The sequence below is a fragment of the Bradyrhizobium sp. 45 genome (assembly GCF_023073155.1).
GTDB lineage: Bacteria > Pseudomonadota > Alphaproteobacteria > Rhizobiales > Xanthobacteraceae > Bradyrhizobium > Bradyrhizobium canariense_D.
Genome location: NZ_JADPIX010000130.1, coordinates 44,149 through 69,292, shown reverse-complemented (window position 1 = coordinate 69,292; position 25,144 = coordinate 44,149). Strand labels below are relative to the sequence as shown.

Below are 25,144 nucleotides of genomic sequence, written 5' to 3'. Positions count from 1 at the left end.
TCACGCGCGTCCGATCCGCCCAAAATCTCCTCCTAAGCCGCTCCTAAGTTGGCATCGTCATCGTGCCGCATCGGCTTAGAATACGCATTCCTTGGAGCAGAGAGATCACGTGCCCGCCACGGTGAACCCCCATCTGCCACTGCTGCTCAACAAGGTCCCCGAAGTGACGGCGATCTTCTGGGTCATCAAGATCCTATCGACCACGGTCGGCGAGACCGGCGCCGACTATCTCGCCGTGCATGTCGGCCTTGGGGCAAGCGCGACGACCGTGATCATGGTCGGTTTCCTCACCGCGGTGTTGGCCTTGCAGCTCCGCGCGCGAAGTTACATTCCCTGGATCTATTGGCTGACGGTGGTTCTCGTCAGCGTCGTCGGCACGCAGATCACCGACCTGCTCACCGACAAGCTCGAAATCAGCCTCTATCTCAGCACGGCCGTCTTCGCAGCCACTTTGGCCGCGACTTTCGCGATCTGGTACGGCGTCGAGCGGACGCTTTCAATTCACACCATTGTCACCAGGCGACGCGAGCGGTTCTACTGGGCCGCGATCCTCTTCACGTTTGCGTTGGGAACAGCGGCCGGCGATCTGGCGACCGAAGCCCTGGGCCTCGGCTTCCAGCTCGGCGTCGTCGCATTTGGCGCGCTGATCGCGGTCATCGCCCTCACCTATTATCTCGGAGCCAACCCGGTTCTCACCTTCTGGCTGGGCTACGTCCTCACGCGTCCGCTGGGCGCTTCGCTTGGTGACCTGCTTTCGCAGTCCAGAACATACGGCGGCCTCGGCCTCGGCACCATCTACACCAGCATTGGGTTTCTCACCGTCATCGTCGCACTGGTCGGCTGGGCGAGCTTTGAAGGCGAGCGAACCGGCAAGTCCGATCCGGTGCGGTGATTCCAATCTCAATGTCCACTAGAAGCCCACGCAAGCGCGTGCGGGCAAGACCAAGAGGAGAGCACGCATGAACAAGACAATTCTGGCGCTGGCCGTCGGCCTTTTGACGGTGTCGACAAGCGAGCCGAACGTGCACGCCAACGGGCACATTTGGTTCGTGGCGGCTGCCGAAGCGGCAATGTCATCGAAGCTCGGCGACCTGACGCCGTTCCGCACCATCGCCGTCGATGTCTCGGCGCTGCTCGACAAGGGCGACCTCGCGGAAGCCAAGACGCGGATCAAGGATCTCGAGACTCAATGGGATGAGGCGGAGGCCGCCCTGAAGCCGCGCGCTGCCGCCGACTGGCACACCGTCGACAAGGCCATCGACCGTGCGCTCGAAGCGCTACGCGCCAGCACCCCCGAGGCCACCAAATGCAAGCAATCCGTTGCCGAGTTGCTGTCGATCATGGATTCAGTCGGGAAATCCTGACGCTCGGCCGCGTTGCATTTTTGACAGGTATCCAACATGACCGACGGCGGCGCCAAGGGCCCGCCGTCGATATCCGGCGGAAGTGGAAGAAGCATGGATCAATACTACAAAAGCGCGGTCGACACTGAGCCAGCGAGCAAGGTTCCAGAAGTCACCCTGGGATTTTGGATCATCAAGATACTCGCGACGACGCTCGGCGAGACCGGCGGCGACGCCGTGACGATGTCGATGAATCTCGGCTATTTGGCTGGAACGGCGATCTTTGCGGCGATCTTCGCCGCCGGCGTCACCGCGCAGATGAGCGCGAAGCAATTTCACCCGGTGCTTTACTGGGTGGTGATCGTCGCGACCACCACCGTCGGCACAACGCTCGCCGATTTCGTCGATCGCTCGCTTGGAATCGGCTATCTCGGCGGCTCCTCGCTCCTGGCCGTTTTGCTTGTCGCTTCGCTTGCGCTCTGGCATCGAACGATGGGAACTGTTTCGATCGCGTCGATCAACTCGAAGTCGGCCGAGACCTTCTACTGGGTGACGATCCTGTTCTCGCAGACTTTGGGCACCGCGCTCGGCGACTGGATGGCCGATTCGACCGGGCTTGGCTATGCCGGCGGCGCTCTGGTGTTTGCCGCCGGGCTCGCTGTCGTAACCGGGGCCTATTTCTGGTCCAACATTTCGCGGACCGTTCTTTTCTGGGTCGCGTTCGTGCTCACCCGGCCGCTTGGGGCTACCGTTGGCGACTTCCTCGACAAGCCGCTCGACCATGGCGGCCTGGCGCTCAGCCGATACACCGCGTCGGCCTCGCTGGCGGCCATCATGGTTCTGTTGATCGTGCTCGTGCCGCAGCGCTCGGGGAAACATCCGGCCTGAGGACGTGTTGCCCAAAAGCAGACATTCGGCAGAGCCAGGCGAGCATCGCGCCAAACCGGGGCCAACCATTCTTCGGGCGCGCGCTATGGCACCGGGTTTCCGCCGGAACATGTCTATTAACCCCGAAGCTCGCTCGTCACGCTGCTGATGACATCTCGCAGCCAAGCATGTGCGGGCTGGTTATCAAGCCGTCGCAGCCAAATCATTGCAGCTTCGATCGGCTTGGGCGAACGCGACAGCCGACGGAAAACAAGGGGGTGAGACCTTGTCATGTTCTTGGCGACGTTGAGCGGAAGGATTGACACCAAATCCGACGTCGCCAGAATCTGCGCTGCAGACAGAAATGGCGCACGCATCGCAGGTCTTGGGCCGGGCTTTGATCGTCCAGGCCCGTTCTCGACAAGATCGGTGCCGAATTGAGCCGACGAGATTTCGAGCTGGGGGAGCGCCGCCAGCTTCTCGGCCGATAGTTCCAGCGCCCTTGCGCTCGGATGACCCTTGCGATGCACCACGACGAACTGATCCTGCAGCAATCGCCTGCGTGAGAAGCGCTCGCCCGTCACGGCGGATGGCCCCATCGCCAGATGCAGTTCGCTTCGATCAAGCTGATCGAGAACGTCCAGCGTACCGCTTGGCCGAAAATCCAGCTTCACCCCGGGAGCAATTCGGGCAACATGCGCCGCGATCGGTGCGACCAGAACGATCGCAGCATAATTGTCGACGGCAATGCGGAATGATGCCGTCGCTTTCGACGCATCGAACTGCACCGGTTCAAGCGATTGCTGCAGGCCATCGAGTGCGATTCTGATCGGCGTGGCGAGTTCGTCGGCCCGCGGCGTCGGCACCATTCCGTTTGGGCTGCGGACAAACAGCTCGTCTTTCAGCATGTGACGCAACCGGGTCAGAGCGTGACTCATCGCAGGCTGACTGAGCCCCAGCCGTTGCCCCGCTCGCGTGACGGAGCGGTCCCGCATGATGGCGTCGAACACCACCAGCAGATTAAGATCGAGGGCAGCTAAACTAGGCCCTGTCTTGCTCAAGTGACTGGAACTCCATCACCACAATTCAAAGTGCGCATGTGAAGATGAAGAGAATGCATTTTCCGAATGCAAACCTCAACCCTACATTTGAGATTGTCGATTGGCGAATGGCGCTTCGGGAGGTTGCGAAACGGCAGGTGGGCGGGGCTAAGGCCGCCCCAAGGATCGGGCGCTACACGGACGGCACATCGTCTATAAGGGAGAAGCTCATGATTGGAATCGTTCGGCTCGCCTTGCGGCGGCCCTATGCGTTCGTCGTCATGGCGGTGCTGATCCTGATTTTTGGCACGGCGTCGGCGCTGCGGACGCCGACCGACATCTTTCCGAACATCAACATTCCCGTCATCAGCGTAGTGTTCAGCTACACCGGCCTGCCTGCCGATGACATGGCCGGCCGCATCGTCACGTTCTACGAGCGGTCGCTGCCCAACAGCGTCAACGATATCGAGCACATCGAATCCCAATCAATCGTAAACTACGGGATCATCAAGATCTTCTTTCAGCCGACCGTAAACATCAATGCCGCGCTGGCGCAGGTCAACGGCATGTCGCAGACCGTGCTGAAGCAGATGCCGCCCGGCATTACGCCGCCGTTGATCCTGAGCTTCAACGCCTCGAGCGTGCCGATCCTGCAGCTCGCGCTTTCAAGCGACAAGATGTCGGAGACCCAGATTTTCGACTCGGCACTCAATTTCATCCGCCCAGCGCTGGCGCCGGTTCCAGGCGCCGCGTTGCCGCTTCCCTTTGGCGGCAAGGTGCGCCAGGTCCAGGCCGATCTGAACCAGCAGGCGCTGCATCAGTACGGCCTTTCCGCCAACGACGTCATCAACGCGCTTTCGCTGCAGAACCTCATCACGCCGGTGGGAACGCAAAAAATCGGCTCGTACGAATACACCGTTAATCTGAACGACTCGCCAAAGGCGGTGCAGGCTTTCAACGACCTTCCCGTCAAGACCGTCAACGGCACCGTCGTCTACATGCGGGACGTCGCCTATGTGCATGATGGCAGTCCGCCGCAGACCAATGCTGTTCACGTCAACGGCGCCAGCGCCGTGCTGCTGACGATCATGAAGTCGGGCGCCAGCTCGACGCTCGACATCATTAACGGAGTTAAGGCCCTGCTGCCGTCGGTGTCGCAGACGCTGCCAAGCAGCCTGAGATTGACCGCCGTAGGCGATCAATCGGTGTTCGTCACCGACGCGGTATCCAGTGTGGTCAGAGAAGGCGTGATCGCGGCGGCGCTGACCGGCGGGATGATCTTGCTGTTTCTGGGCAGCTGGCGCTCGACCTTGATCATTACCCTCTCGATCCCGCTGGCCATACTGGCGGCCCTGACCGGCCTTTCGCTGCTCGGCGAAACCATCAACGTCATGACCCTCGGAGGCCTGGCGCTCGCGGTCGGCATCTTGGTCGACGACGCCACCGTCACCATCGAGAACATCAACTGGCATCTCGAGCAGGGCAAGGAGATCGAGCCCGCCATTCTCGATGGCGCCCAGCAGATCGTGGTGCCGGCGACCGTGTCGCTACTGTGTATCTGCTTCGCCTTCGTGCCGATGTTCGGACTTGGCGGCGTCGCCGGTTATCTGTTTCGGCCGCTCGCTGAAGCGGTGATGCTGGCGCTGGCCGCTTCCTACGTCTTGTCACGCACGCTGGTGCCGACGCTGGCAAGCTATCTCTTGCGCAATCAACACGTCCACGGCTCGTCCGATAACGCCGGCCGCGCAAAAGCCAGCCGCAATCCGCTCGCGCGCTTCCAGCGCGGTTTTGAGCACATGTTCGAAAACGTTCGAAAGGCCTATCTCGGCCTGCTGCAGCTTTGTCTGGGCAACCGGATCAAGGTGATCGCCGGATTCATGGCTTTCAGCATCCTGTCGTTCGGCCTCGCACCTTCGCTCGGCCAGGACTTCTTCCCGACCGTCGACGGCGGCCAGATCAAGCTGCATATCCGTGCGCCGACGGGAACGCGGATCGAGGAGACGACCACCCTGGCCGACCGGATCGGAACGGCCATCCACGGCATCATTCCGCCAGGCGAACTCGGCGGCATCGTGAGCAATATCGGGGTCTCGGTCTCCGGCATCAACATGGCCTACAACAATTCCGGCACCATCGGGGTCGGCGACGCCGACATCCTGATCAGCCTTAAGCCGAACCATGCGCCGACCGACGACTACATCAAGACCATGCGCGAGAAATTGCCGCAGCAATTTCCAGGCACGAGCTTTGCCTTCCTTCCGGCTGATATCGTCAGCCAGGTGCTGAACTTCGGCGTACCGGCGCCGATCGACCTGCAAGTCGCCGGCAGCGACCTTGCGGCCAATCGCAAATATGCCAACGCCTTACTGACGAAAATCAGGGCGATCCCGGGGATTGCTGATGCGCGCATCCAGCAGGCATTTCAGCAGCCGACGCTCGACGTCAATGTCGACCGCTCGCTGACCTCGCTCGCCGGCCTCACCGAAAAAGACGTCGCCACCGCGATGCTGACGACGCTGTCGGGGAGCTCGCAGTCAGCCCCGACCTATTGGCTCAACCCGGCCAACGGCGTGTCCTACGCGGTGTCGGTGCAGACCCCGCAGCGGGATATTAACAGCATGACCGGCCTGCAAAACATTCCGGTGACGTCGGCAGCGGCCACCAATACCCAGCTGCTCGGCGGCCTGGCACAGGTCCAGCGCGCCAACAGCAACGCGGTGGTATCGCACTACAACGTTGCGCCTGTCATCGACATCTATGCGACGCCGCAGGGACGCGATCTCGGCGCGCTGGCGTCGGATATTCGAACCGCCATTCACGACACCGCAAAAGATCTTCCCAAGGGCGCAAGCGTCGCACTGCGTGGCCAGGTGAGCACGATGACAAGCGCCTATCAGCAGCTCTTCGTCGGCCTCGCGGCGGCGATCGTGCTGATCTATTTGCTGATCGTCATCAACTTCCAATCCTGGGTGGACCCATTCGTCATCGTCATGGCGCTGCCGACCGCACTGGCGGGGATCGTCTGGATGCTGTTCGGCACCGGCACGACGCTTTCGGTTCCCGCGCTAACGGGCGCCATCATGTGCATGGGGGTGGCGACCGCCAACAGCATTCTGGTGATCAGTTTTGCCCGCGAGCGGATGGCCGCCGGTGCGCATGCGCTCGCGGCGGCATTCGAGGCCGGCGGTTCGCGGTTTCGCCCGGTGCTGATGACGGCACTCGCCATGGTGATCGGCATGCTGCCGATGGCGATCGAGCCCGGACAGAACCAGCCGCTGGGCCGGGCCGTGATCGGCGGGTTGATCTTCGCCACCTGCGCGACGCTGTTTCTGGTGCCCACGATCTTCAGCCTGGTGCATGGCCGGAAAGCCCCGCGCGGCAAGTGAGCCAGACGGCGCAACGATACAATCGCATTGAGTGGAGACAAGTGAAAATGCCCTCGGAAGACATCAAAGCGCCGGGTCGGAAAAGCCTTTTGACGGCTGCGGCTGCCGCGGTCCTGATTGCCGGCATCGTGCTCAGCTATGGTTTCATCGGCCGCGCGCAGAGCAAGCAGGAGGTGGTGGACTGGACCAACACCCAAGCCATGCCCACGGTTGCGCTCGCCGGACTGATCCCCGGCAGCTCGCATCAGACGCTCACGTTGCCGGGCAACATCCAGCCGTTCAACCGGGCGGCGATCTTCGCGCGCGTCACCGGTTACGTGAAGAACTGGGACCACGATATCGGATCGCCGGTCAGGGCAGGCCAGGTGCTGGCCACCATCGATGCGCCCGATCTCGATCAGCAGCTCGGCCAGGCCAAGGCGACACTGGCAAGCGTCAGGGCCAATCATCAAATCGCATCGCTGACCGCCAACCGCAATAACATTCTGTTGCAAAAGCAGATCGTCGCCCAACAGCTGGCGGACCAGACCGACGCCGACGCCAAGGCGAAGGAGGCCGTTGTCGACGCCAACGAGGCCAATGTCAGGCAACTTGAGGCCATGCAATCGTTCAAGACCCTGGCCGCCCCATTCGACGGCGTCGTGACCGCCCGCAACGTCGAGCTCGGGATGCTGATCAACTCGGGCGGCTCCGGACAGCCGCTGTTCGAGGTGTCCGATCTGCATCGCGTTCGCATCTACGTGCAGGTGCCGCAATCGTTCACGGCAGGGCTGACCGTTGGCATGAAAGCAACGTTCGAAATGCCGCAATACCCGGGCGCGCAATTCGAGGCGACGCTGTCGCATGTCTCCAAGTCGATAAATCAAAACTCGCACAGCATGCAGGTCGAGCTGCAGGCCGACAATGCCGCCGGCAAATTCTTCGGTGGCAGCTATTGCAACGTGCATTTCGAGATTCCGACCGACGCCAATTTGGTCAAGGTTCCGTCGACCGCGCTGATCACCGGCAACCAGGGCACGCACATCGCGACTCTCGACAGCAATGACAAGGTCGTCCTCAGAAGCGTGCAACTCGGTCGCGATCTCGGTGACAGCGTGGAGGTGGTGGCCGGATTGTCGCCGGCCGATCGGATCATCAACAACCCGCCGGAGACGCTGGCTGCGGGCGACGCGGTTCGGGTGGCGCAAGCGACATCGCAGGCCGCCGCTCCGGCACCGCCGCCGCCATCGTCCAAGCAATGAGGCGCATGTCATGCGGGTTCATGCAGCTATCCCCTTCGGCACGCGCGACGTCAGGCTGGATTTGTTTCGCGGGCTGGCGAACTGGGCGATCTTTCTGGACCACATTCCTCATGAAGTGCTGAATTGGACCACGAGCAGGAATTACGGCTTCAGCGATGCCGCCGATCTCTTTGTATTCATCTCGGGCTACACGGCAGCCCTCGCGTTTGGACGAATCATGGTCGAGCGCGGCTATCTGGCCGCAGCGTCGCGGCTGTCAAAGCGCGCTTTCGAACTCTATGCCGCCCACATCATGGTGGTCGCCATCTATATCGCGGTGATTGCGTGCGCCTCCCGCGAATTTCTTGATCCAGACGACCTGAACCAGTTCAACGTCGCTATTTTCCTGAACATGCCGTTCCGGGAATCCATCCAGGCGCTGGCATTGCGATACAAACCCGTCAATCTCGACGTGCTTCCGCTTTATATTTTGTTGTTGAGCGTGTTCGCGCCGGCGCTGTGGCTGATGGTTCGCAAGCCGAACTGGATATTGGCTGGCTCGATCGTCATATATTTTGCCGGCAGGCATTTTGGCTGGAATCTGGCCGCTTCTCCGTCGGGCTCCTGGTATTTCAACCCATTCGCCTGGCAACTGCTTTTTGTTCTGGGCGCATGGACAGCCCTTGGCGGCGCCCGGGCCCTGCAGTCGATCCTCGGAACGGGGGCGGCGTTCCGGCTCGCGATCGGCTACCTTTTATTCACTATTGTCGTGACGACCGCCATTCGGTCTCCAGATATCGGCGGTCTTGTTCCGCATTGGATGCTGCAGCCATTCGATCCCAACGATAAGACCAACCTCGCGCCTTACCGTGTCCTTCACTTCATCGCGCTCGCTGTTGTGGTCACCCGGTTCCTGCCTCTGGATTCGCCAATCCTGCACTGGCGCGCGCTGGCGCCGCTGATCCAGTGTGGCCGAAAGTCGCTTCTGGTCTTCTGCACCGGCATCGTCCTCTCGTTTTGCGCCCATGCAGCGATCGAATTGGGCCTGAACGCGTTGTGGATACAAATTGCCGTTGGCGTGATCGGAATATCGCTGATGACAGCAGTCGCCTATTGCGGGACGCGGTCAAAGGAACGGGATCGCGCGCTTTCTTCGCCGGTTCGAATTGGAGAACTCGCATGATCGCCAATTGGGGACTGATCTGGCCGGCCATGACGGCGGCGTTCCTGGCCTCGCTGGTCGAGGCGGTCGAAGCTCTGACGATCGTGCTGGCTGTGGCGACCGTGCGCGGCTGGCGACCGGCCGGGCTCGGCGCGCTCGCCGGTCTTGCGGTGCTGGCGCTCATTGTCGTGGCGCTCGGGCCGCTGCTGGATCATGTTCCGCTGCACCTGCTCCAGTTCGTGATCGGGGTCCTGCTCCTGCTGTTCGGCATGCGCTGGCTGCGAAAGGCCATCCTGCGCGCGGCTGGCGTTATCCCGTTCCACGATGAAGCGGCGGCGTTCGCGACCGAGACGGCAGAATTGCGCGAGCAGGCTCGCCGCAACGAGGCGCGCCTCGATTGGCTCGCGGCCATCACGACCTTCAAGGCGGTTCTCCTCGAAGGGCTTGAAGTCGTGTTCATCGTAATTGCAGTGGGTGCCGGTCGCGGAATGGTCCTTCCCGCGAGCGCCGGCGCTAGTGCGGCGTGTCTCGGCGTTGCGGTTGTCGGCCTTGCCGTCCATCGGCCGCTGGCGCGGGTTCCGGAAAACACGCTCAAATTCGCCGTCGGCATTATGCTGTCCGCGTTCGGCGTGTTCTGGACCGGTGAGGGACTCGGAGTGGCTTGGCCCGGCGGCGATTTCGCGATCGTCGGATTTGCGGCGATGTTTCTGGCTGCCAGCAGCGCAGCCGTCGTGCTCGCCCGCCGGCCGAAAACGGGGGCCTTGTCATGATGATTCTGCTGCGGGAACTGGCCGGGCTGTTCGTCGACGACGGGGCGCTCGCGCTCGCGATTCTGGCGGTCGTCAGTCTTGCAGGTACGCTAGCAGTGCTGATGCCTGATACGCCGTTGGCAGCGGGCGCTGTCTTGTTGTTCGGCTGTCTCGCCGCGCTGGTTTCGAGTACCTGCCGACGCTAATCGCGCGCGCTAAGCGCATCCCGATTGATGGACATCTACATGAATCGGCGTTGGGTCCGTGCGGGATCGGCATCATAACCAACTGATTGACTTTGATTCTGCGGGCAATGTTGGGGGCCGCTTCGCACCGGTGAGCACTTGGCGTCGGTACCACTGCGTCCACCGCCGCCGGCACAAACTGTACTTCGTCAGCTTCGGAATGACCGCCTGCTGCTTCTCGCAACTGACTTCGCCAGCCAAACAGCTGCTGCGGCGACAATCCGACGGCTCCGGTGAAGACTTCAAGCCGCCGCACCAGCTCCGTGATGGCAGTATGCACTGCGTCCATTCTAAGTCTAACGGCCGAAACCGAACCGCAGACTCGCAGATCACACCGTCATCCGGTAGGTGGCCGCTGAACTGCCCTTACGTTTGAACTGTCGGGCAGCGCTGCGCCGATCCCGGCACGCTAAGCAAACCGAATGCAGCGGCACCGAGATTGTCGCTTGATAAGGCGCCGCAGCGATGTCGCAAGGTTCTATGACGCCGACACAATGAGCGACTTGGAGTTCTGCCATGAACGAGCTTTCTCGGCCGCAAATCGTTGCGGGCGTCCGATCAAGTAGCCTTGCAACTCGTCGCAGCCCTCCTTAATGAGCAATGACATCTGGTCCTTTGTTTCGATCCCTTCCGCCAGGACCGGCACACCCAGCCCATGGGCGAGCCCGATGATCGCGCGAACGATAGCCAATGATCGCTCGCTCTGTCCCAACGAGGCGACGAAGGAGCGGTCGACCTTGATCCTGTCGAGAGGGAATGCCTCAACATAGGACAGCGAGGAATACCCGGTCCCGAAGTCGTCGAGCGCGATCAGGATCCCCAGACTCTTGAGCGATTGCATCGTCCTCTTGGCGCGCGAGACGTCCTCGATCAGGACGCCTTCGGTGATCTCGACCTCCAGGCGCACAGGCGCGAGCCCGCTTTCACGCAGCGCCCTGCGGACCTGTGCATCGAGGTTTTCCCTGCGGAACTGCGCGGCCGAGACGTTGACCGCGATCCTGAAGGGCTGGTCCCACGATGCGGCCTCACGGCAGGCCTCCATCAGCACCCAGTCGTCGATCTGGGCAATCGAGCCACTCCGCTCCGCGACTGGGATGAATTCTCCGGGAGGGATGATTCCGCGATCGGGATGGCGCCAGCGAACGAGGGCCTCGTAGCCGGTAGTGTGCCCATCGCGGTGCTGCTGAGGCTGATAATCCAAATAGAGCTCCCCGCGCTCCACGGCGAACCGCAGATCATGCTCGAGCGCGCGGCGCTCGCGGAGCTGCTGGTCCATCGCGCTCGTGAACAGCCGGATCGCGCCCCTGCCCTCGTGCTTGGCCCGATAGAGCGCCGCATCCGCGTTCGCGAGCAGAGAAACGATGTTGTCCGCATCTCTGGGAAACAGCGCCGCGCCGACGCAGAGGTCCAGCTTCAGACCATGACCATCGACTACGATCGGATCCTCGAATGCAGCGCGCATCTTGGTCGCGAGGAGTTCCGCGCTTCCCGACAACGGCTCTTGTTCCGTAATGCCGATGAACTCGTCGCCGCCCACCCGCGCTACGTAGCAGCCTTGCGCGGCTTCCTGAAGGCGCTGCGAGGCTTCGCGCAGCACGGCATCTCCGACCGCATGCCCGAACAGATCGTTGATCTCCTTGAAGTGATCGAGGTCGATACACAGCACGGCGAAGCCGGACCCGGTGACCTCGGCCCGCTCGACCGCAGTCGAGAGGTGCTGATTCAAGGCTGTCCGATTGGGCAGCTCGGTGAGAACATCATGGGAGGCCAGATAGCTGATCCTCTCCTGGGCGCGATTGCGCTCGGTAATGTCGAATGCCACGCAAACATGGGCTAAACGTCCCTCGTACTGGAGCGGACGAGACTCGACGGCGACCTGTATGAGATCCCCGCCAGCGGTTCTGTGCAGTTCAAAGTCCACAAGCTCATCGGATGCTCCGCACTCCAGCTGCTGCTCGGATATCAGAAGAAGATCCTCGCGCCGATAGCCGTAGTGCCGGCACATCGCTGCGTTCACCGCGAGCAATTGCCGGGTTGCTGTATCGACCACCCACATGGGCAGTGGATTCTCCTCGAAAAGGAGCCGGAACGAGGCCTCCCGACGCTTCAGGTCGGTGATATCGATCCGGACCCCGATGCTGCCTCCATCAGCCGTGCGTCGCTCCTCCACTCGGATCCAGCGATCGTCGGGCAGATGCTGCTCGTGCGAGTATCTTGGCAGAGCATGGCGTGCCAAGCGTTCGGTGAGCCATTCATCCTCCCGCCCAATTGCCTCGGGATATTGCCCCCGCGCCAGCCCAGCCCGCAGGATGCTTTCGAACGGTGTTCCCGTCGCCAGCGCTTCCTGGCTGGCCGCATAGAAATCCGCGTATTGGCTATTCCAAAGGACCAGTCGATCATCCTTGTCAAAGACGGCGAGGCCTTCAGGAACGACCTCAAGCGCCTCGGTGAGATGGGAGTGAGCGGCGCGGGCGGCAGCTTCGGCCTGTTCGGCCGCAGCCGAGGCTTGGGCAAGAGCCATCTCGGTTCGATGCCGTTCCGTGATATCCTCGTGCGTGGCAACCCAGCCTCTGCCCTCGATGGGGCGGTGCCGGATGCGCACAATCCGTCCATTCGTCAGCTCGACGGTCGTATCTGAGTTTTGGGCGATCACCGGGTCGCTATTGCGCCAGACCAGATACTCCTCCTTCGAGATCTTCGGTGCGCTGCCGGCCGAGTACCTGAGATCGACGATGTCATTCAGCTTCATCCCCGGCCGCACGGCTTCTGGATCCAGATCGTAAATCTCCAGATACTTCCGATTGCAGACGATCAGACGCTGATCATCGTCGAAGAAGCATAGGCCCTGGGACATGTTGTTAAGGGCGCGATCGAACCGTTCAGCCAGGGCGGTCGCGGTCTGCTCCGCGGCTCTTGCGCGCTCCCCTTCCTGGATCAGGCTGCTATGAGCTTGGATCAGTTGGACAAACGAGCGAAAGTTGGTGTTGATCATCCGGCCGAGCAGCACGAGCAACAACAGCAAATTGATCCCGAGCGAGATCATGATCCCGTCACCCGAAGCGAGCAGCACGGTCGCGATTGGGGTGCCGGCAATCAGCATGGTCAGCAGGGACGCCGCTGGAAAGCTGCCGAGGCAGTAGGCCGTGCCGATGCACCCCATGAAGACCAGCAACGCGATGGGCGCGCGCAGACCGGGATCTACGGTCGCGAACAGGGCCAGAATCCAGACAACAAAGCCCGCATTGAGTAGCACCGCGACAACGCGAGTTCGCCTGAGCTCACGGTGCGCCTGCTCCGGCGTGACATCGACCGTTTTCAAGCGGAGCCACTGAACCAACCGGAGCAGGCACAGCGCGAGGAGAGCGGTTGGCAGGCCGAATCTGAGCCAGGCCGATACAGTTAGGGGGAGGACCAGGCCTACACTGATACTATCGACCAGCAGCACAGCGTAGAGAACTGGAACCTGCTTTGGCAAAATCCGGAATTGCTCGACGACCAGCGAACGACCGAGCGGATCCGTTGTATCGCCCACGGCGAACGCGGCACGTAGTCGCGCGAATAAATCCATCGAGATTGTCCTACCCCCTTCAGAACTTAGGCGGGAGAGACGAACGACGGGTAAAGCCGTTTGGTATCCCGCGGCTTAATGGCTTGCTTGCAACTGCAAGCTCTTCAGCAGCGGCGAGGCTCAACTTAGCGCAGTTTCCCGTCGTCTCAAAAATCCAAGGTGGTCCTGAGACCGAACGCCGAGCCGTTCCTCAGGGCCTTACAGCGAGCGGCCCCGGAAGCGTGGCACCGCCGTCGGGATGGACGGTGTATTGGAAATTGGGCTGAACGGTCCAGGCGTCCTTAATTTTAATTTAATAGAGCGCGGCCGGAAGTCGTTCAAAGCTTCGCACCCGGCCAATTTGGATCAACCCGGGCTCCCCGATAGCCCAAATCGAGTGCCTGCGCCCGCTTTGAGACGTGAGCGTACCGGCTGCGACGCAACTTGTCGTCAGGACGGTAAGCGCGCAGACCGACGAGCTCGAGGCCCGGCGTAGAGATCGATAGCATTGCGGTCGGCGCCGCCGCCGGCAACCCTGGCGATCCCGCGGTCATCGTTTGCGGGACGGGATCGATCTGCTGCTTGAAGGCCGCCCGGCTGCCGAGATCGCGCGACATTAGCAGGGGCTCGCGCCGTTTGGCAGGACGGCAAACGATACGCAGTTCGAGCCCGCCGCTGACGAGGCGAAGTGCCGCCAGCCTCCGAACTTGATTGGCCTGTCAGGTCCGGATCGCCCTTGTTGATCCAGGCGTACCGGACGTGCCCGAGCAGAATGGGCGGATCGTTGACGTGAAAATCACCTCCGTAGCGTTCCGCTCCTGCGGATCGCCCGGACCGACGCCGCCTTGGGGCACCTCGAGATCGACATGCACCGACGAAGCGGCAACTCAACTCATCCTTGCACGCATCCTTCGGAACGCCGCGACGAACCATGTGCGCACCGCGAGGATTGCAGTCCAAAGCTTGGCAAACCACGGGATGGTGAGCAGTTTTGGCTTGACGATGACGAAGAGCCGTTCGACCACGACCAGACTGAGAAGATAGCACGTTGCGATCATCGCCGTCCCGGCGATCCAGTGACCTTCCCCGGCAACGGCGACCGCGACCAATTTCAACGGCTCTACGGTCGCCGTCGGCACCGCCAACAGAAATAGCGATTGGTAGGGTCCAAGATTTTCGACCCGTCGTTTAAGGCTCATGAGCAGCTCCTGCTTCTTCAACTGCGCAGCGAGCGGCGACGTTCCATGCTCGGAACATTTGCCGGTCTTTCCCCTTCGGGGGCACAATGGCGATCGAGGAGTTCGGGCATGGAGAAAGATGTCGCGATGCCTGCTGGCGGCCACGATAGCAACGGGCGCATGCGCGGCGACCACGGTGCTGACGGTCGCGCCGACGGAAAGTTGGGCGGTGACGTTGGGCCTCGGAGATGCCGATGAAGGAGTTCATGAAAGGTCGCTGGGTTCGCCCTGGACGGCAGCCGCTGGGACGGCATCTATGTCGGCCGGCAGAAGGGCGACGAGTTCATCTATGCCGGCGCGGTCGACCACGGCTTCGAATGCGATCACCGGCGTCAAGGAAGCCGCCGATCACGTCCTCGAGGTGGCAAAGACCGAGATGAAACAGCGCGCGGATGATCTTGGCGAAGGTACCTGACACCCAAGCAGCGGGCGAAGCTGATCGTGAACGGAAGGCGGCTTACAAAGATCCATTCGGAGACAAAGAGGGGTGGCGACCGCCGATCTAAATCCCAAGTTCGTGTTTGAAATCGAAAGCCTTTCGACGATACGCCGCAAAAAGCGAACGATCTCGGACAGCCCTCGCTCGCGGCGCGACCCGCGCCAAGGCACTCGGGCCTGACCTTGACCGCGTCGCCGGGACGTCGCCGGACAAGGGAGCCGAGCTCGACGCCCTCGCCGCCATGCAACCCGAGGGCCAGGCGCCAATATGCGCGTGGGCTGCCGCAGCCTTCTCGGCGAGGACACTGAAAGAGCGGCCCGGCGTTCGCCTCGCGCGCCGCTCCCGGGTCAGCCGCCGCCACGTCCTTTTCGAGGTGGGTCGCTTCGCGAAGCTCCGAATAGTTGACGCAGATGGCGAACGGAGGCGGCGCCGAGGTTCTGGAAGCTCAGCAGATCGGCATCGGCCATGTTCCGGACCTCGCCGACAGTCTTGACGCCCTCGATCTCGAGCGCATTGCGAAGACGGGACGGCAACTCAATTTGATCAAGAGGGGCTTCGTCTGAAAAGTGAATGGGCACAACGGGGTTTGGTGAAGAAGACGGCTAGTATGTGATTAGGCGCAAAACCTGACGGCAGCCTTACCGCTGCGCCTCGGTGGCCATCCAGCATAGCCGCCTTCGGGCGCGCAGGTAATCCTAGTAGCGGATGGTTGGGTCCACGTTCCGGGCGGCCTTGAACGCGGCCTTGAAGTCGAATAGTTCGCCGCACGGCCTCCATCTTCTCGATGGCGGCGTGGAAGGCCGCCACCGCGGCGCGAGCGCCCTCTAGAGAGCCTGGCCACCATCTCCTCGAGCTTACGCGCGATGACAAGGGGCTTGCCTGGACGGAGTGCTTCCAATCGTACAGGTGATAGCTGAGGCGGAAGTGATCGCCGCGGATGCAGCAATAGACGATGCGGCCGGCTGGTCGTCGACGGTCGCATCGTCCGCCACGCCGATGGGCCCGGCCTCCGTCGATCCAGATCGCCGCGACGCCGCCGGCGCGGAGGTAATTGTCAGCCAGGTCGTCGTCGTGGCGAGCCTTGCCAATGTCGCCCAACACGATCCGTGGTTTGCGTCGATCGCGTCAACCCTGTCTCCGTTTTTACCGCCTGACACGGCGATCATGCATGGCCGCTGCCAGAATACCGACTGCCACGCCCATGATGATGATCCAGACAACAAGTCCCGCGTACCAAGGAAGCACGTTGGTCATCGTCACTCCTCCTGGTCTACGCCGACCGGCGCTCTCGTGGCGTCCGCCCCCTCCTCCCAGGACGCCCCTTGCGATCATTGACGCGACGTTGCGGCGTATTGGAAAGCGGCGGGGGACCCCTCGACGGCGCGTCATCGATCAAGTCATCAAGTGTCGGCTCGTGCTCGGCTGGTGGACGCTCCAGCGCGGCGAGAAAGGCCCTGCCCGCGTCGGTTATGCGCCACTCGCCAGGCTCGCGCACAATCAGCTTTTTGCCGAAGATGTCCACGCTGCCGCCGGCACGGGTCTCCATGCGCTTCATCCGCGCCGTCCATTCCGGCCCGCTGGTCATGAGCACGGCAAGATAGCGCTTCAGCTCTTCGAGCGTCGCCCGGCCGCTGGGATGGCCGTCCAGAACCTTGAGGATAGTGAGCTGAAAACTCAACGCCACACTCCGCAACGAAATCATTAAAATATGATAATGAGCCTACATCGGACCATGCGGCTGTCCAGAACGAATTGGCAAGAGAACCCGCATTCTGGGCTTTCCTCCCGCTCAGCACCGGCCTTGCAAATGCCAAGACCGAAGCATTGGGCTTGCCCCGCCAAGCTCGCCGGCCGCGGGCTCGGCCCAAAGGGCCGCTCGGCGTCCTCCGCTTACCGGGCGCCCCGGGGCCGAAAGGGTCTTGGCGACCGTTCCCGCAGGCCTCATCGGGCAACCGGATGCGCTCACAGCTTCATTCGGCTGTCCAACACCGAGACCTATCTGAGGCTGAAGAAATGAACGCGTCGGGCACGCCGCCGCCTGCCGCCGCTCGCCGCGATCGTCACCTCGATGAGCAGGCGATGACGGTCGCGGCGTTGATGGCCAGAACACGATCACGGTCCGCCTGGCCAAGCTGCAATCGGCCATATTGCTCGCGGGCAGCAAGGTCGGGATCATCGCCTTGAGCCGCTTGCCGCACGCCCAATCCCACGCCTCCCACACCGCCGTCATCGCGTCCTTGATCGTCGCACCATATCTACGCTTGCGCTCTCGACGTGCTGCAGCTGCGCAGGCCCAGCCATTGCGCGTCGCCGGAGTGCGCGCACCGCGCTGCTGCAGTGATCGGCGAGAAGTTGTCCAGTCGTCGCGCGAGGAGAACACCATCGGCGGCAACGCGCCCTTCCCGGGGTTCATCGAGCCCGCCCGTCTCACCGGGGGGTAGCGTGCCTGTCTCATTGCCCCAGCGGCCTCCAGCCCGTGTCTGCTGCTAATCTGCAAGACTGGCTGAGCCCAGTACAAGAGCAGCTATGGCCATGCCCAGGATAGCAAGCCGGAGCTTGCTAAGAGCCGGCCAAATGGCGTTGCCGCCCTAGCTGTGGTCCCGCGCTGGCCAGCGCTCCGCCACCTGAACCTTTACGCTGACCGTTCAGACGAATGAATGTCCGGGATTTTGCTAATCCCTCTCGGGGCTGGAACGCCGCCGGCTGCCAAGCGGGCGGCGTTTTCTTATGGCGTTCGTGGAGCTTGCGGTGCCCTCCGCCCGCCCAGCGGGCAACAAAACGGCCCCAGCGGGGGGCTGCAGGCTGGGGCCGCCATTCCATCCCGGACAATAATCGGCGGTAAGGCGTCCGGGGTAGGATAAGTTCCAGAGGAACCAGAGGTTCCATCAATGGCCTTAAAGAACGGGCCCGGTGTACCCTGGAGGACGGGCCGATCGCTGAGCAGCCGGAAAGGAGTTGTTCGGCTACAAGGCCGCACCGTACAGGATCGGCAGGGCTGACCTTGATGCCGATCAAGCACCTGAATGTTAAGCGGCTTCTTGAGGCCGTTCGCGCAGTGACATGGCAGACCTACGTTTTGCCTGCCCGCGACAAAACTCCGGCTGCAACCTCCATGATCGTGCCGCCCACGATTGACTCTGGGCGCGTGTCAAAGGACGATCCCCGCCGCCGGCAATGGGGCGAGGCTACTCAATGATGGATCGGACGAACCTGCGCTATCTTCTGCGTCTGCTTGAACATGGCCCATTTGAACGTCGCCCGCGCGGTGGCTGGCGCTTCGGCACCAAGGTGATCAGCGACGCGGTTGTCGAACGGCTGCTCGTCAGCGGTCGAGTCGAGATAGTCGGCTTGACGCTGCAACTCGCAGCAATGCCACCCTCAGGGCCGAGCCGATCCCGGAACGAACGACCGTCAGCAGGATTGCCTTTCTCGCAGTAGGAGTTGCGTCATGCGTCATGCGCCGTCCATCGTGCCGCTGGATCGGCTCGACCGGGACATCTACCTCGTCCTGGAGGATTTCGGTGCCCGGGCCGGCTGCTCATGGCGCGAGACCGACGAGCAGGACACCGACTTCGAGACGATCATCCGCGACCTCATCACGGGCCAGTACGCCTATCCGGTCCGGATCGTGGCTTTCAACGCCGTTGATGGCTGGTCGCGCGACGCCACCAGCGAGGTCGCAGATGAGCTTGGTGAGCGCGCCGCGGGCAACGCCGAGATCACGCCAGCCCTGCGCGCCTTCATCGAAGCGAATGCTACCCGGCCGTTTGCTGTCCAACTGGCACTTCCACTGCGCGGAGCTGTGTGAGCATGGCGCCCCTGGCCGCCGCCTCGAGCAGAGCTATGACGACGCCATGAACGCGCTGGCCAACTACCTGACACGCGAGGACGACGCGCAGACCACGGTCGATTGGCTGCACCGCATCCTGGATCGCGACGGCCTCCGCGACGCTATCACCGAGGTCTTGGTTGACGCGAGGGTGCATCCGCGGCCGAGAGCTGACGTGCCGGAATAGACGGTGTGGCCAGGGCAACCGTCAGAAGCCGTGCATTAGCAGGTCAGCTCGTGACGCGATCGCTGCCCGATGTCCGAGAACGGGGAACAGGCGACCTCCCGTATGAAGTTGAGCTACACGGCCGTAGCCCAATCGACCGAATGCCGCCCTGGCCGCTGCGGCAGGATAGGGACGAGCAGACAATTGCAGCGAGAATGACCACGGAAGCTAAAGGACGACTCAGGGAGAGCCCGCCATTGACTGGCTTGCGCGCGCGACATTCCAACAGCGAGGCCCAGCTGCGGCGTGTCATGGAGACCTATATCGAACTGGGTCGACAACCCGATCACTTCCGCTCGCTCTATTCGATGCGAGGGCCGCTGAGAGATTCGATAGCCCTTAACTGATTGCCTGCTAAGAGCTGCACTCTGCCTTGCAGTTGGAGCGCAAGGCCGCCAAAATGAGCAGGTCAACCGAGGTGTTTCGATCGGAGATCGTTGCGGTATCGACGATCGGCGTCGCCGCGATGCTCTTTTTTGGGGATCTCTGGCTATGAGGCCTGCTCCGCCTTGACGGCGGCAACGGCCAGCATCGCGTCGCCGATCATGTTGCCCTGTGCCTTCAGGGCATTGCCGGCGCCGACGATATCCCGGACCTCTTTGTTCTGGCTGAGCTTCGACTTGCCGACCAGGCGTGTGATCTCGATCTCGATGCCGACGATCATCTTGAGCATCGTGTCGATGTAGTCCTTGGGGCTGTCGGTCATCTTCCAAGGATTGGCCTGTTTCGCCTCATGAATGCGCGTCAGGCGCGCGACCATGCCGCGGACGTAACGCTCATCATCGCGGATCGTGACACGTCCGTACACATGCGCAACCATGTAGTTCCACGACGGGACCTGCTTCTTGAACTCGACCTTGCTCGGATACCAGTTCGGCGCGATGTAGGCATCCGCGGCGCGGAAGACGATCAGAACCTCATCACCGGTGGCGAGATCCTGCCAAACAGGGTTCGCACGAGCTACATGCGAATGAAGCACGCCCTGCTGACCTTCGTGCGCATGCAGTTCGAACGGAATATGATTCGCGTCGAGTCCACTCTTCCCGTTCGTAAAGAGGATGCCGAGCGGATTATTTTCAATGAGATCGTGAAGCACCTCGGCGCGAGCCTCAACGAAGTGCGGAGGGACGTACATGACAACTCCTTGGCCATTGCAGGACGCTGTGCACCCTTAGGTCGCGCAGCATCAACAGGCTTGGTTCAGACCTCGGTCATCTCGAATTCACTCTTGCCAGCACCACAGTCGGGGCAGATCCAATCTGCGGGCACGTCCTCCCAGCGGGTGCCGGGCGGAATGCCCTCGTCAGGCCATCCGTCTCGCTCGTTGTAAATGAGCCCGCACAGCGCACACATCCAGGTCTTGTAGACAGGCGCATCGCCCGCGATTTCCGTGTTCACGTGAGCAGTTTCGTTGCTCATGACAACTTCCCCTATTCCTGTGGCAGGTTCATCACCTCCGTTTAGGGCAAGGCTGGCCTATCCAACAGTGCCAGATGACTGCAGTTTTACCGGACCAGTATCTTGCCTGCGATACTACTCTTCCTTTTGTTTCGCCGATCGTGATCATCACCTGCACCTTGCGTTTGCTGGCGTGCCGATGCTGCGCCATCGCGCGGGTAGCGCGTTCGTCGAGATACGCCTCATCTTGGGGCTCTTGTTGCCTGGAGTGCCTGTCGTCTTTATTGGCCCGCGAAGCGACCTGCTCTTGAACGAATGAAGCTCACTCGGCAGGCCGGGCGGTCGAGACGGCGTTCCCCTCCGCATTGTCGTGCGCCGCAAGAGCCTTCGGCTTGCGCAAACGCACATAGACCTGCGCCGCCAGAAGCGTCACGCAAAGAAAAAGAAAGAACGCGCTGATCGGCCGCTCGACGAAAATCATGGCGTCGCCGCGCGAGACCAGCAGCGAGCGGCGAAAGTTCTCCTCCAAGCGTGGCCCCAGGACAAAGCCGAGCAGGATCGAGGCCGGGTGGAAATCGAGCAGCAGGAGTAGATAGCCGATCAATCCAACGACGACGGTCTCGCCGACCTGGAACATGTCGTTGTTGGTCGAGTAGACGCCGATCGCGACGAAGAACAGCGCGCTTGGATAGAGATATTTATACGGAATCATGAGGAGCTTCACCCAGAGCCCGATCAGCGGGACGTTGAGCAAGACCAGCATGACGTTGCCGATCCAGAAGCTCGCGATCAGGCCCCAAAAGATGTCGGGGTGCTCTTTGATCAGTTGCGGACCGGGTACGATGCCCTGAATCATCAGCGCACCCAGGATCAGCGCCATGACTGCGTCCCCGGGAATACCAAGGCTCATTGTCGGAATGAAGTCGCCCTGAACCGACGAATGCGTCGACGCCTCTGGACAGGCGACGCCTTCGATCATGCCGGTGCCGAACTTCTCCGGCGTCTTCGAAATCTTTTTCTCGGCTGCGTAAGAGATAAAGGAAGCGATCGTTGGTCCCGTTCCCGGAATGAGCGAGCAAAGGCTCCCGATGATGGTGCCGCGCAACATCGCAGGGATGGAACGGCGCAGTTCGTCGCGTGATGGGCGCAGATCGCGCAAACCGACTTTCGAATAGCGCGTGTTCACCTCGGAGTATTGGTTCACGCTCTTCATGAACTCGGCGATACCAAATAGGCCGAGAGCGAGTCCGACGAGTTCGATGCCGTCAAGGAGATTCGGGATGCCGAAGGTGAAGCGCTCCGAGCCGGTCTCGACATCCGTTCCCACGATTCCTAGAAACAGGCCGAGCAATGTCATGGCGATGCCTTTGAGAGGCGAGCCTTTCGCCAGCGTCGAACCGGCGAGCAGGCCCAGAAGCATCAGCGAGCATATTTCAGTTGGACCGAACTCCAGCGCGACCTTCACCAGCACCGGAGCCAGAAAGATCATTTCCAGGATGCCCCAGGAAGCGCCGACGAACGACGATAGGACCGTGATGCCGAGCGCCGCACCGCCGCGGCCCTGCTTCGTCAGCGGAAACCCATCGAGGCACGTCACCGCGTGCGGCGGATGGCACGGTAAGTTGAGCAGGATCGAACAAATCGCGCCGCCGTATTGGGCCCCATAGAAAACTCCTGACAGCATCAGGATGGCGCCGACCGGCTTGATGCCGAACGTCAGCGGCAGCAGCACCGAGATGGTGGCGAGTGGCCCCATTCCCGGCAGGACGCCCACCATGTTACCTACGAGGACGCCGACAAAACACCACATGAAATTCTGCGGCTCGAAAGCGACACCGAAGCCGTACCAGAGATCGGAAAGCGCGCTCGCGAACATCTAAAACCCCCAACGGTACAGCGGGAAAGGAACCTTGAGCACGTAGGAAAAGAGGAGGCAGCCGACGACCGCGACGACCGCGGCCAGGACGGCTGATCCTTTCAGCGTGGCGGTCCTGTCGCCGAGCGCGGAGACGAAGACGCACATGAAGGTGGCCGCGGCCATTCCGAAATAGAGGCCGAAGAGGACGAACATCAGAGGACCCGCGAGGATGCAGGCCCAGCCACGCCATTCCATCGCCGCGGGCAAGACGCGCTCTCCCTCTTTGAGAGGCGTCGCCAATCCGGTGACGAAGATCAGGGCTCCGACGAGAACCATCATGAGGCCGAGCAACAACGGAAACATGCCCGGTCCCACGTGCGCCAAGGTCCCGAGCGAATATGTTGCTGAGTTGACGCCTATCCCGGCGCCCAGCAGCACCATGAGCAGCCCGGCGTAGAAGTCCTTCTTCCGCAGCATCATCGGCATATCGGCACCTCTAGTTGGTTTTGGTCGCTATCACGACGAGCGCCGAGGCTGGTTCGGAAGACACCTGCGTCAGTTTGTGCGGAATCGTGGAGTCGAACTGGACGCAATCGCCCGGCTTCAAATTTTCCTTGCGCTTTCCGATGACGAGCTCGATCCGGCCGGAGAGAATGAACAGGATTTCCTCACCTTCGTGGTGACTCATGATGCGACCGCGTTTCGCCGTCTTGGTCGGTCGCACGATAAAGGCGCGCATGGTGCGGCCGGGAGCCAGACCGGCGACTAGCGACAGGTGCGTGTCGACGTCGCCGGCCTTCCCGTTCTTCGCGCGGACAATCGTGATCGGGTCGTGGTCGTCCGGCTGGCCGTAGAAGCGGTCTAAGGTCGTTCCGAGAGCCGCGGCGATCTTGAGGGCGGAGCCTATCGACGGAGAGGAGAGCCCGCGTTCCAGCTTGGAAAGATAGCTGCGGGTCAAACCGGAATCGGCGGCAAGCTGCTCCAGCGTCATGCCGCTCTGCACGCGAAGGAATTTGAGGTTGAGTGTCATTGCGCTCGGCTCTTTCCCAAGTTATTGCCCGCATCGATCTCGCACCAAATCACCGATAGTTCCAACCTTAGAACGGGTGCCGACTGATCACAGATCCAGCACTAGCCGTTGTCCGGCGCAATCGCCCACGCAGACGATGAGCTCATTCTGCCGCTCAGCAGGCGAAAGCACGCGATCGCGATGGATGGGCGGCCCCTCGGTCCAGCGCGTGCGGCAGGCGCCACAGATGCCGCCGCCGCAGGACACGGGGACGTCGACGCCGAGGGCATCGAGCGTTCCGAGAAGACCAACATCTGGCGTGACAGTTGCAAGCTTCTGGCTCGCCGACAGATACAGCTCGTAGGGAGGCACGTCGCTTCGGGCGATGGCCTTGGGCGGGGTGAACATTTCGATGTGTTTGCGCTCTTCCGGCCAGGCCGAGACGGCATCTTCGAAAGCCTTCAGCATCGCTGCGGGTCCGCAGCAGGCCGCTAGGCCACATCTGGCAAATTCCCCGACAATTTCGGCGATGACGGGCTTGGCCTGCGCGGTCGTATCGTAGAGGCGGACACGGCCTGCTCCGATTGCCGGCGCGATCATGTCGGTCAGGACCGGTCGTCCGCGGCTGGTCCAGTGCAGCACGTAGTTCGAGCGCCCTCGTCGTTCGAGATGCCGAATTGCGGAGATGAACGGGGTTACACCGATGCCTCCCGCGAGGAATACGTTCGTTCCCTCCTGGTCCAGTGCGATCCCGCCGCGCGGCAGCGAGACCGAAATCGGCTGTCCCGCCTCCACGCGATCGTGCAGGAAGTTCGAGCCGCCGCGTCCTTCGCGTTCGCGCTTCACCGCGATCACGTAGCGCCGATCATCGTCCGGTTCATTGCAGAGCGAATAAGTCCGGACGAGACCCTGGTCCAGGTGAACGTCGATATGGGCCCCGGCCCGAAAGGGTGGCAGCTCCCAATCATCCTGGTCGACCAGCGTGAAGCGCTTGGTGTCGTTGCCGAGATCCTCGACCTTCGAGACGACGGTGGAGACCGTCTTGATCGCCTTCGCCATCTAGATCGGCCTCACGGCGTCGCCTACGCGTAGCGTGCCCCCTGCGATGATCTTGCAGTTCAGCCCCGACCGGTTGATCAACGGATCGAAGACGGACTTGCCGAGTATCTCCTCGATGTGCCGGCACGGCGTTGAAAGGCGGGTCGCCTCGACAATCGCTTCTCCGAGCCGGAAGCGACGGCCGACGAGATGATTCAGCGGGACGCCTTCGACGGTCACGTTCCGGCGATGTTCCTCGGGCAGCAACTCAATCTTGTGGTCGCGTTGCAGGGCCTCGAGCGTCTCCATCTCGAACAGGGTGACCTGCCGCCCCTCCTCCGGCTTGTGGGAGTAGAATCCTGTTTCGTGGCCGGCGAAATATCGATCGCCCTCGATACCGCGTCCAGCGACGAGCTCGAGCGAGGGAAACGAGCGCATCGGCAAAAAGGCACGCGGGGTCTTGTGCAAAAAGCGGACGACGCCCTGCCAGGACATGGTGACCTCGGGCTCATCGATTGCGGTCGCGTCCATCATGTTCTCTCCATGGGCC

The 25,144-nt window shown here is 61.9% G+C and carries 25 protein-coding genes and 1 pseudogene; 13 read left to right on the top strand and 13 right to left on the bottom strand.

The features are described from left to right. The first annotated feature begins 109 nt into the window (after nucleotides 1-109). The 3 genes from IVB42_RS29045 to IVB42_RS29035 all read left to right on the top strand — a co-directional run bounded on the left by IVB42_RS29045 (nucleotide 110) and on the right by IVB42_RS29035 (nucleotide 2,231). Nucleotides 110-892, top strand: coding sequence for a hypothetical protein (locus IVB42_RS29045; protein ID WP_247442434.1), 783 nt, complete (start codon nucleotides 110-112; stop codon nucleotides 890-892). 67 nt (nucleotides 893-959) lie between these two features. Further along, a complete protein-coding gene (locus IVB42_RS29040) occupies nucleotides 960-1,364 on the top strand; it encodes a hypothetical protein (RefSeq protein WP_247372103.1) in 405 nt (134 codons plus the stop codon). A 93-nt stretch (nucleotides 1,365-1,457) separates the two neighbouring features. Next, nucleotides 1,458-2,231 (top strand): hypothetical protein, encoded by a 774-nt coding sequence (locus tag IVB42_RS29035; protein WP_247372101.1) that lies wholly within the window; start codon nucleotides 1,458-1,460, stop codon nucleotides 2,229-2,231. 116 nt (nucleotides 2,232-2,347) lie between these two features. On the opposite strand, the gene IVB42_RS29030 is transcribed toward IVB42_RS29035, so the two are convergent. Continuing rightward, entirely contained in the window at nucleotides 2,348-3,271 is a 924-nt protein-coding gene (locus tag IVB42_RS29030) for a LysR family transcriptional regulator (protein ID WP_247471555.1), read from the bottom strand. 209 nt (nucleotides 3,272-3,480) lie between these two features. On the opposite strand from IVB42_RS29030, the gene IVB42_RS29025 reads away from it, so the two are divergent. Genes IVB42_RS29025 through IVB42_RS29005 form a run of 5 tightly spaced genes read left to right on the top strand, consistent with a single transcriptional unit; the run spans nucleotide 3,481 to nucleotide 9,973 of the window. Continuing rightward, complete coding sequence (locus tag IVB42_RS29025; protein ID WP_247471552.1) at nucleotides 3,481-6,636, top strand: efflux RND transporter permease subunit; 3,156 nt, start codon at nucleotides 3,481-3,483, stop codon at nucleotides 6,634-6,636. A gap of 47 nt (nucleotides 6,637-6,683) precedes the next feature. Next, on the top strand, nucleotides 6,684-7,877 hold the full coding sequence (locus tag IVB42_RS29020; RefSeq protein ID WP_247471547.1) for an efflux RND transporter periplasmic adaptor subunit: 1,194 nt from the start codon (nucleotides 6,684-6,686) through the stop codon (nucleotides 7,875-7,877). A gap of 10 nt (nucleotides 7,878-7,887) precedes the next feature. After that, nucleotides 7,888-9,039 carry an OpgC domain-containing protein gene (locus IVB42_RS29015; RefSeq protein ID WP_247471544.1) on the top strand — a complete coding sequence of 384 codons (1,152 nt, stop codon included), beginning with the start codon at nucleotides 7,888-7,890 and terminating at the stop codon, nucleotides 9,037-9,039. Beyond that, nucleotides 9,036-9,788: a TMEM165/GDT1 family protein gene (locus tag IVB42_RS29010; RefSeq protein ID WP_247471542.1), complete on the top strand. Its 753-nt coding sequence runs from the start codon at nucleotides 9,036-9,038 to the stop codon at nucleotides 9,786-9,788. Before IVB42_RS29015 ends, IVB42_RS29010 begins: the two co-directional genes overlap by 4 nt. Continuing rightward, nucleotides 9,785-9,973, top strand: coding sequence for a hypothetical protein (locus IVB42_RS29005; protein WP_247369999.1), 189 nt, complete (start codon nucleotides 9,785-9,787; stop codon nucleotides 9,971-9,973). The genes IVB42_RS29010 and IVB42_RS29005 overlap by 4 nt, the downstream gene beginning before the upstream one ends. Nucleotides 9,974-10,490: 517 nt before the next feature. Here the strand turns inward: IVB42_RS29005 and IVB42_RS29000 are convergent. The 3 genes from IVB42_RS29000 to IVB42_RS28995 form a co-directional block, all read right to left on the bottom strand. Continuing rightward, complete coding sequence (locus tag IVB42_RS29000) at nucleotides 10,491-13,580, bottom strand: EAL domain-containing protein (protein ID WP_247471539.1); 3,090 nt, start codon at nucleotides 13,578-13,580, stop codon at nucleotides 10,491-10,493. A gap of 190 nt (nucleotides 13,581-13,770) precedes the next feature. After that, nucleotides 13,771-13,866, bottom strand: coding sequence for a hypothetical protein (locus tag IVB42_RS42355; RefSeq protein ID WP_346658574.1), 96 nt, complete (start codon nucleotides 13,864-13,866; stop codon nucleotides 13,771-13,773). Between the two features lie 580 nt (nucleotides 13,867-14,446). Continuing rightward, nucleotides 14,447-14,779 (bottom strand): hypothetical protein, encoded by a 333-nt coding sequence (locus IVB42_RS28995; protein ID WP_247471537.1) that lies wholly within the window; start codon nucleotides 14,777-14,779, stop codon nucleotides 14,447-14,449. Between the two features lie 231 nt (nucleotides 14,780-15,010). Here IVB42_RS28995 and IVB42_RS28990 point away from each other — a divergent pair. The 3 genes and pseudogenes from IVB42_RS28990 to IVB42_RS28985 form a co-directional block, all read left to right on the top strand. After that, nucleotides 15,011-15,115 (top strand): annotated as a pseudogene (locus IVB42_RS28990) (DNA ligase); the annotation flags it as partial. Further along, a complete protein-coding gene (locus IVB42_RS42070) occupies nucleotides 15,087-15,212 on the top strand; it encodes a hypothetical protein (RefSeq protein WP_256464742.1) in 126 nt (41 codons plus the stop codon). The pseudogene IVB42_RS28990 and the gene IVB42_RS42070, both read left to right, overlap by 29 nt. Before the next feature lie 434 nt (nucleotides 15,213-15,646). Beyond that, on the top strand, nucleotides 15,647-15,799 hold the full coding sequence (locus tag IVB42_RS28985; RefSeq protein ID WP_247452591.1) for a hypothetical protein: 153 nt from the start codon (nucleotides 15,647-15,649) through the stop codon (nucleotides 15,797-15,799). A gap of 707 nt (nucleotides 15,800-16,506) precedes the next feature. Here IVB42_RS28985 and IVB42_RS28980 read toward each other — a convergent pair. Further along, the gene (locus IVB42_RS28980) at nucleotides 16,507-16,920 is read right to left on the bottom strand and encodes a hypothetical protein (RefSeq protein ID WP_245288443.1); all 414 of its coding nucleotides are present in this window, start codon (nucleotides 16,918-16,920) and stop codon (nucleotides 16,507-16,509) included. A 1,505-nt stretch (nucleotides 16,921-18,425) separates the two neighbouring features. Next, nucleotides 18,426-18,596, bottom strand: a complete 171-nt coding sequence (locus IVB42_RS28975) for a hypothetical protein (RefSeq protein WP_018456540.1) — start codon at nucleotides 18,594-18,596, stop codon at nucleotides 18,426-18,428. An 88-nt stretch (nucleotides 18,597-18,684) separates the two neighbouring features. On the opposite strand from IVB42_RS28975, the gene IVB42_RS28970 reads away from it, so the two are divergent. Continuing rightward, entirely contained in the window at nucleotides 18,685-19,044 is a 360-nt protein-coding gene (locus IVB42_RS28970) for a hypothetical protein (RefSeq protein WP_018456539.1), read from the top strand. Nucleotides 19,045-19,090: 46 nt separating this feature from the next. Continuing rightward, entirely contained in the window at nucleotides 19,091-19,252 is a 162-nt protein-coding gene (locus IVB42_RS28965) for a hypothetical protein (RefSeq protein WP_247360206.1), read from the top strand. 529 nt (nucleotides 19,253-19,781) lie between these two features. Here the strand turns inward: IVB42_RS28965 and IVB42_RS28960 are convergent. The 7 genes from IVB42_RS28960 to IVB42_RS28930 all read right to left on the bottom strand — a co-directional run bounded on the left by IVB42_RS28960 (nucleotide 19,782) and on the right by IVB42_RS28930 (nucleotide 25,128). After that, nucleotides 19,782-20,426, bottom strand: coding sequence for an FMN-binding negative transcriptional regulator (locus tag IVB42_RS28960; protein ID WP_018456537.1), 645 nt, complete (start codon nucleotides 20,424-20,426; stop codon nucleotides 19,782-19,784). Nucleotides 20,427-20,491: 65 nt separating this feature from the next. Further along, complete coding sequence (locus IVB42_RS28955; RefSeq protein WP_039799797.1) at nucleotides 20,492-20,644, bottom strand: rubredoxin; 153 nt, start codon at nucleotides 20,642-20,644, stop codon at nucleotides 20,492-20,494. A 367-nt stretch (nucleotides 20,645-21,011) separates the two neighbouring features. After that, nucleotides 21,012-22,565, bottom strand: a complete 1,554-nt coding sequence (locus IVB42_RS28950; protein ID WP_247385370.1) for a tripartite tricarboxylate transporter permease — start codon at nucleotides 22,563-22,565, stop codon at nucleotides 21,012-21,014. Continuing rightward, a complete protein-coding gene (locus IVB42_RS28945) occupies nucleotides 22,566-23,033 on the bottom strand; it encodes a tripartite tricarboxylate transporter TctB family protein (protein WP_247471534.1) in 468 nt (155 codons plus the stop codon). 10 nt (nucleotides 23,034-23,043) lie between these two features. Then, nucleotides 23,044-23,577, bottom strand: a complete 534-nt coding sequence (locus IVB42_RS28940) for an XRE family transcriptional regulator (RefSeq protein ID WP_256464743.1) — start codon at nucleotides 23,575-23,577, stop codon at nucleotides 23,044-23,046. An 87-nt stretch (nucleotides 23,578-23,664) separates the two neighbouring features. After that, nucleotides 23,665-24,615, bottom strand: a complete 951-nt coding sequence (locus IVB42_RS28935; RefSeq protein WP_247402292.1) for a PDR/VanB family oxidoreductase — start codon at nucleotides 24,613-24,615, stop codon at nucleotides 23,665-23,667. Then, entirely contained in the window at nucleotides 24,616-25,128 is a 513-nt protein-coding gene (locus IVB42_RS28930) for an MOSC domain-containing protein (RefSeq protein ID WP_247282255.1), read from the bottom strand. Nucleotides 25,129-25,144 lie beyond the last annotated feature (16 nt).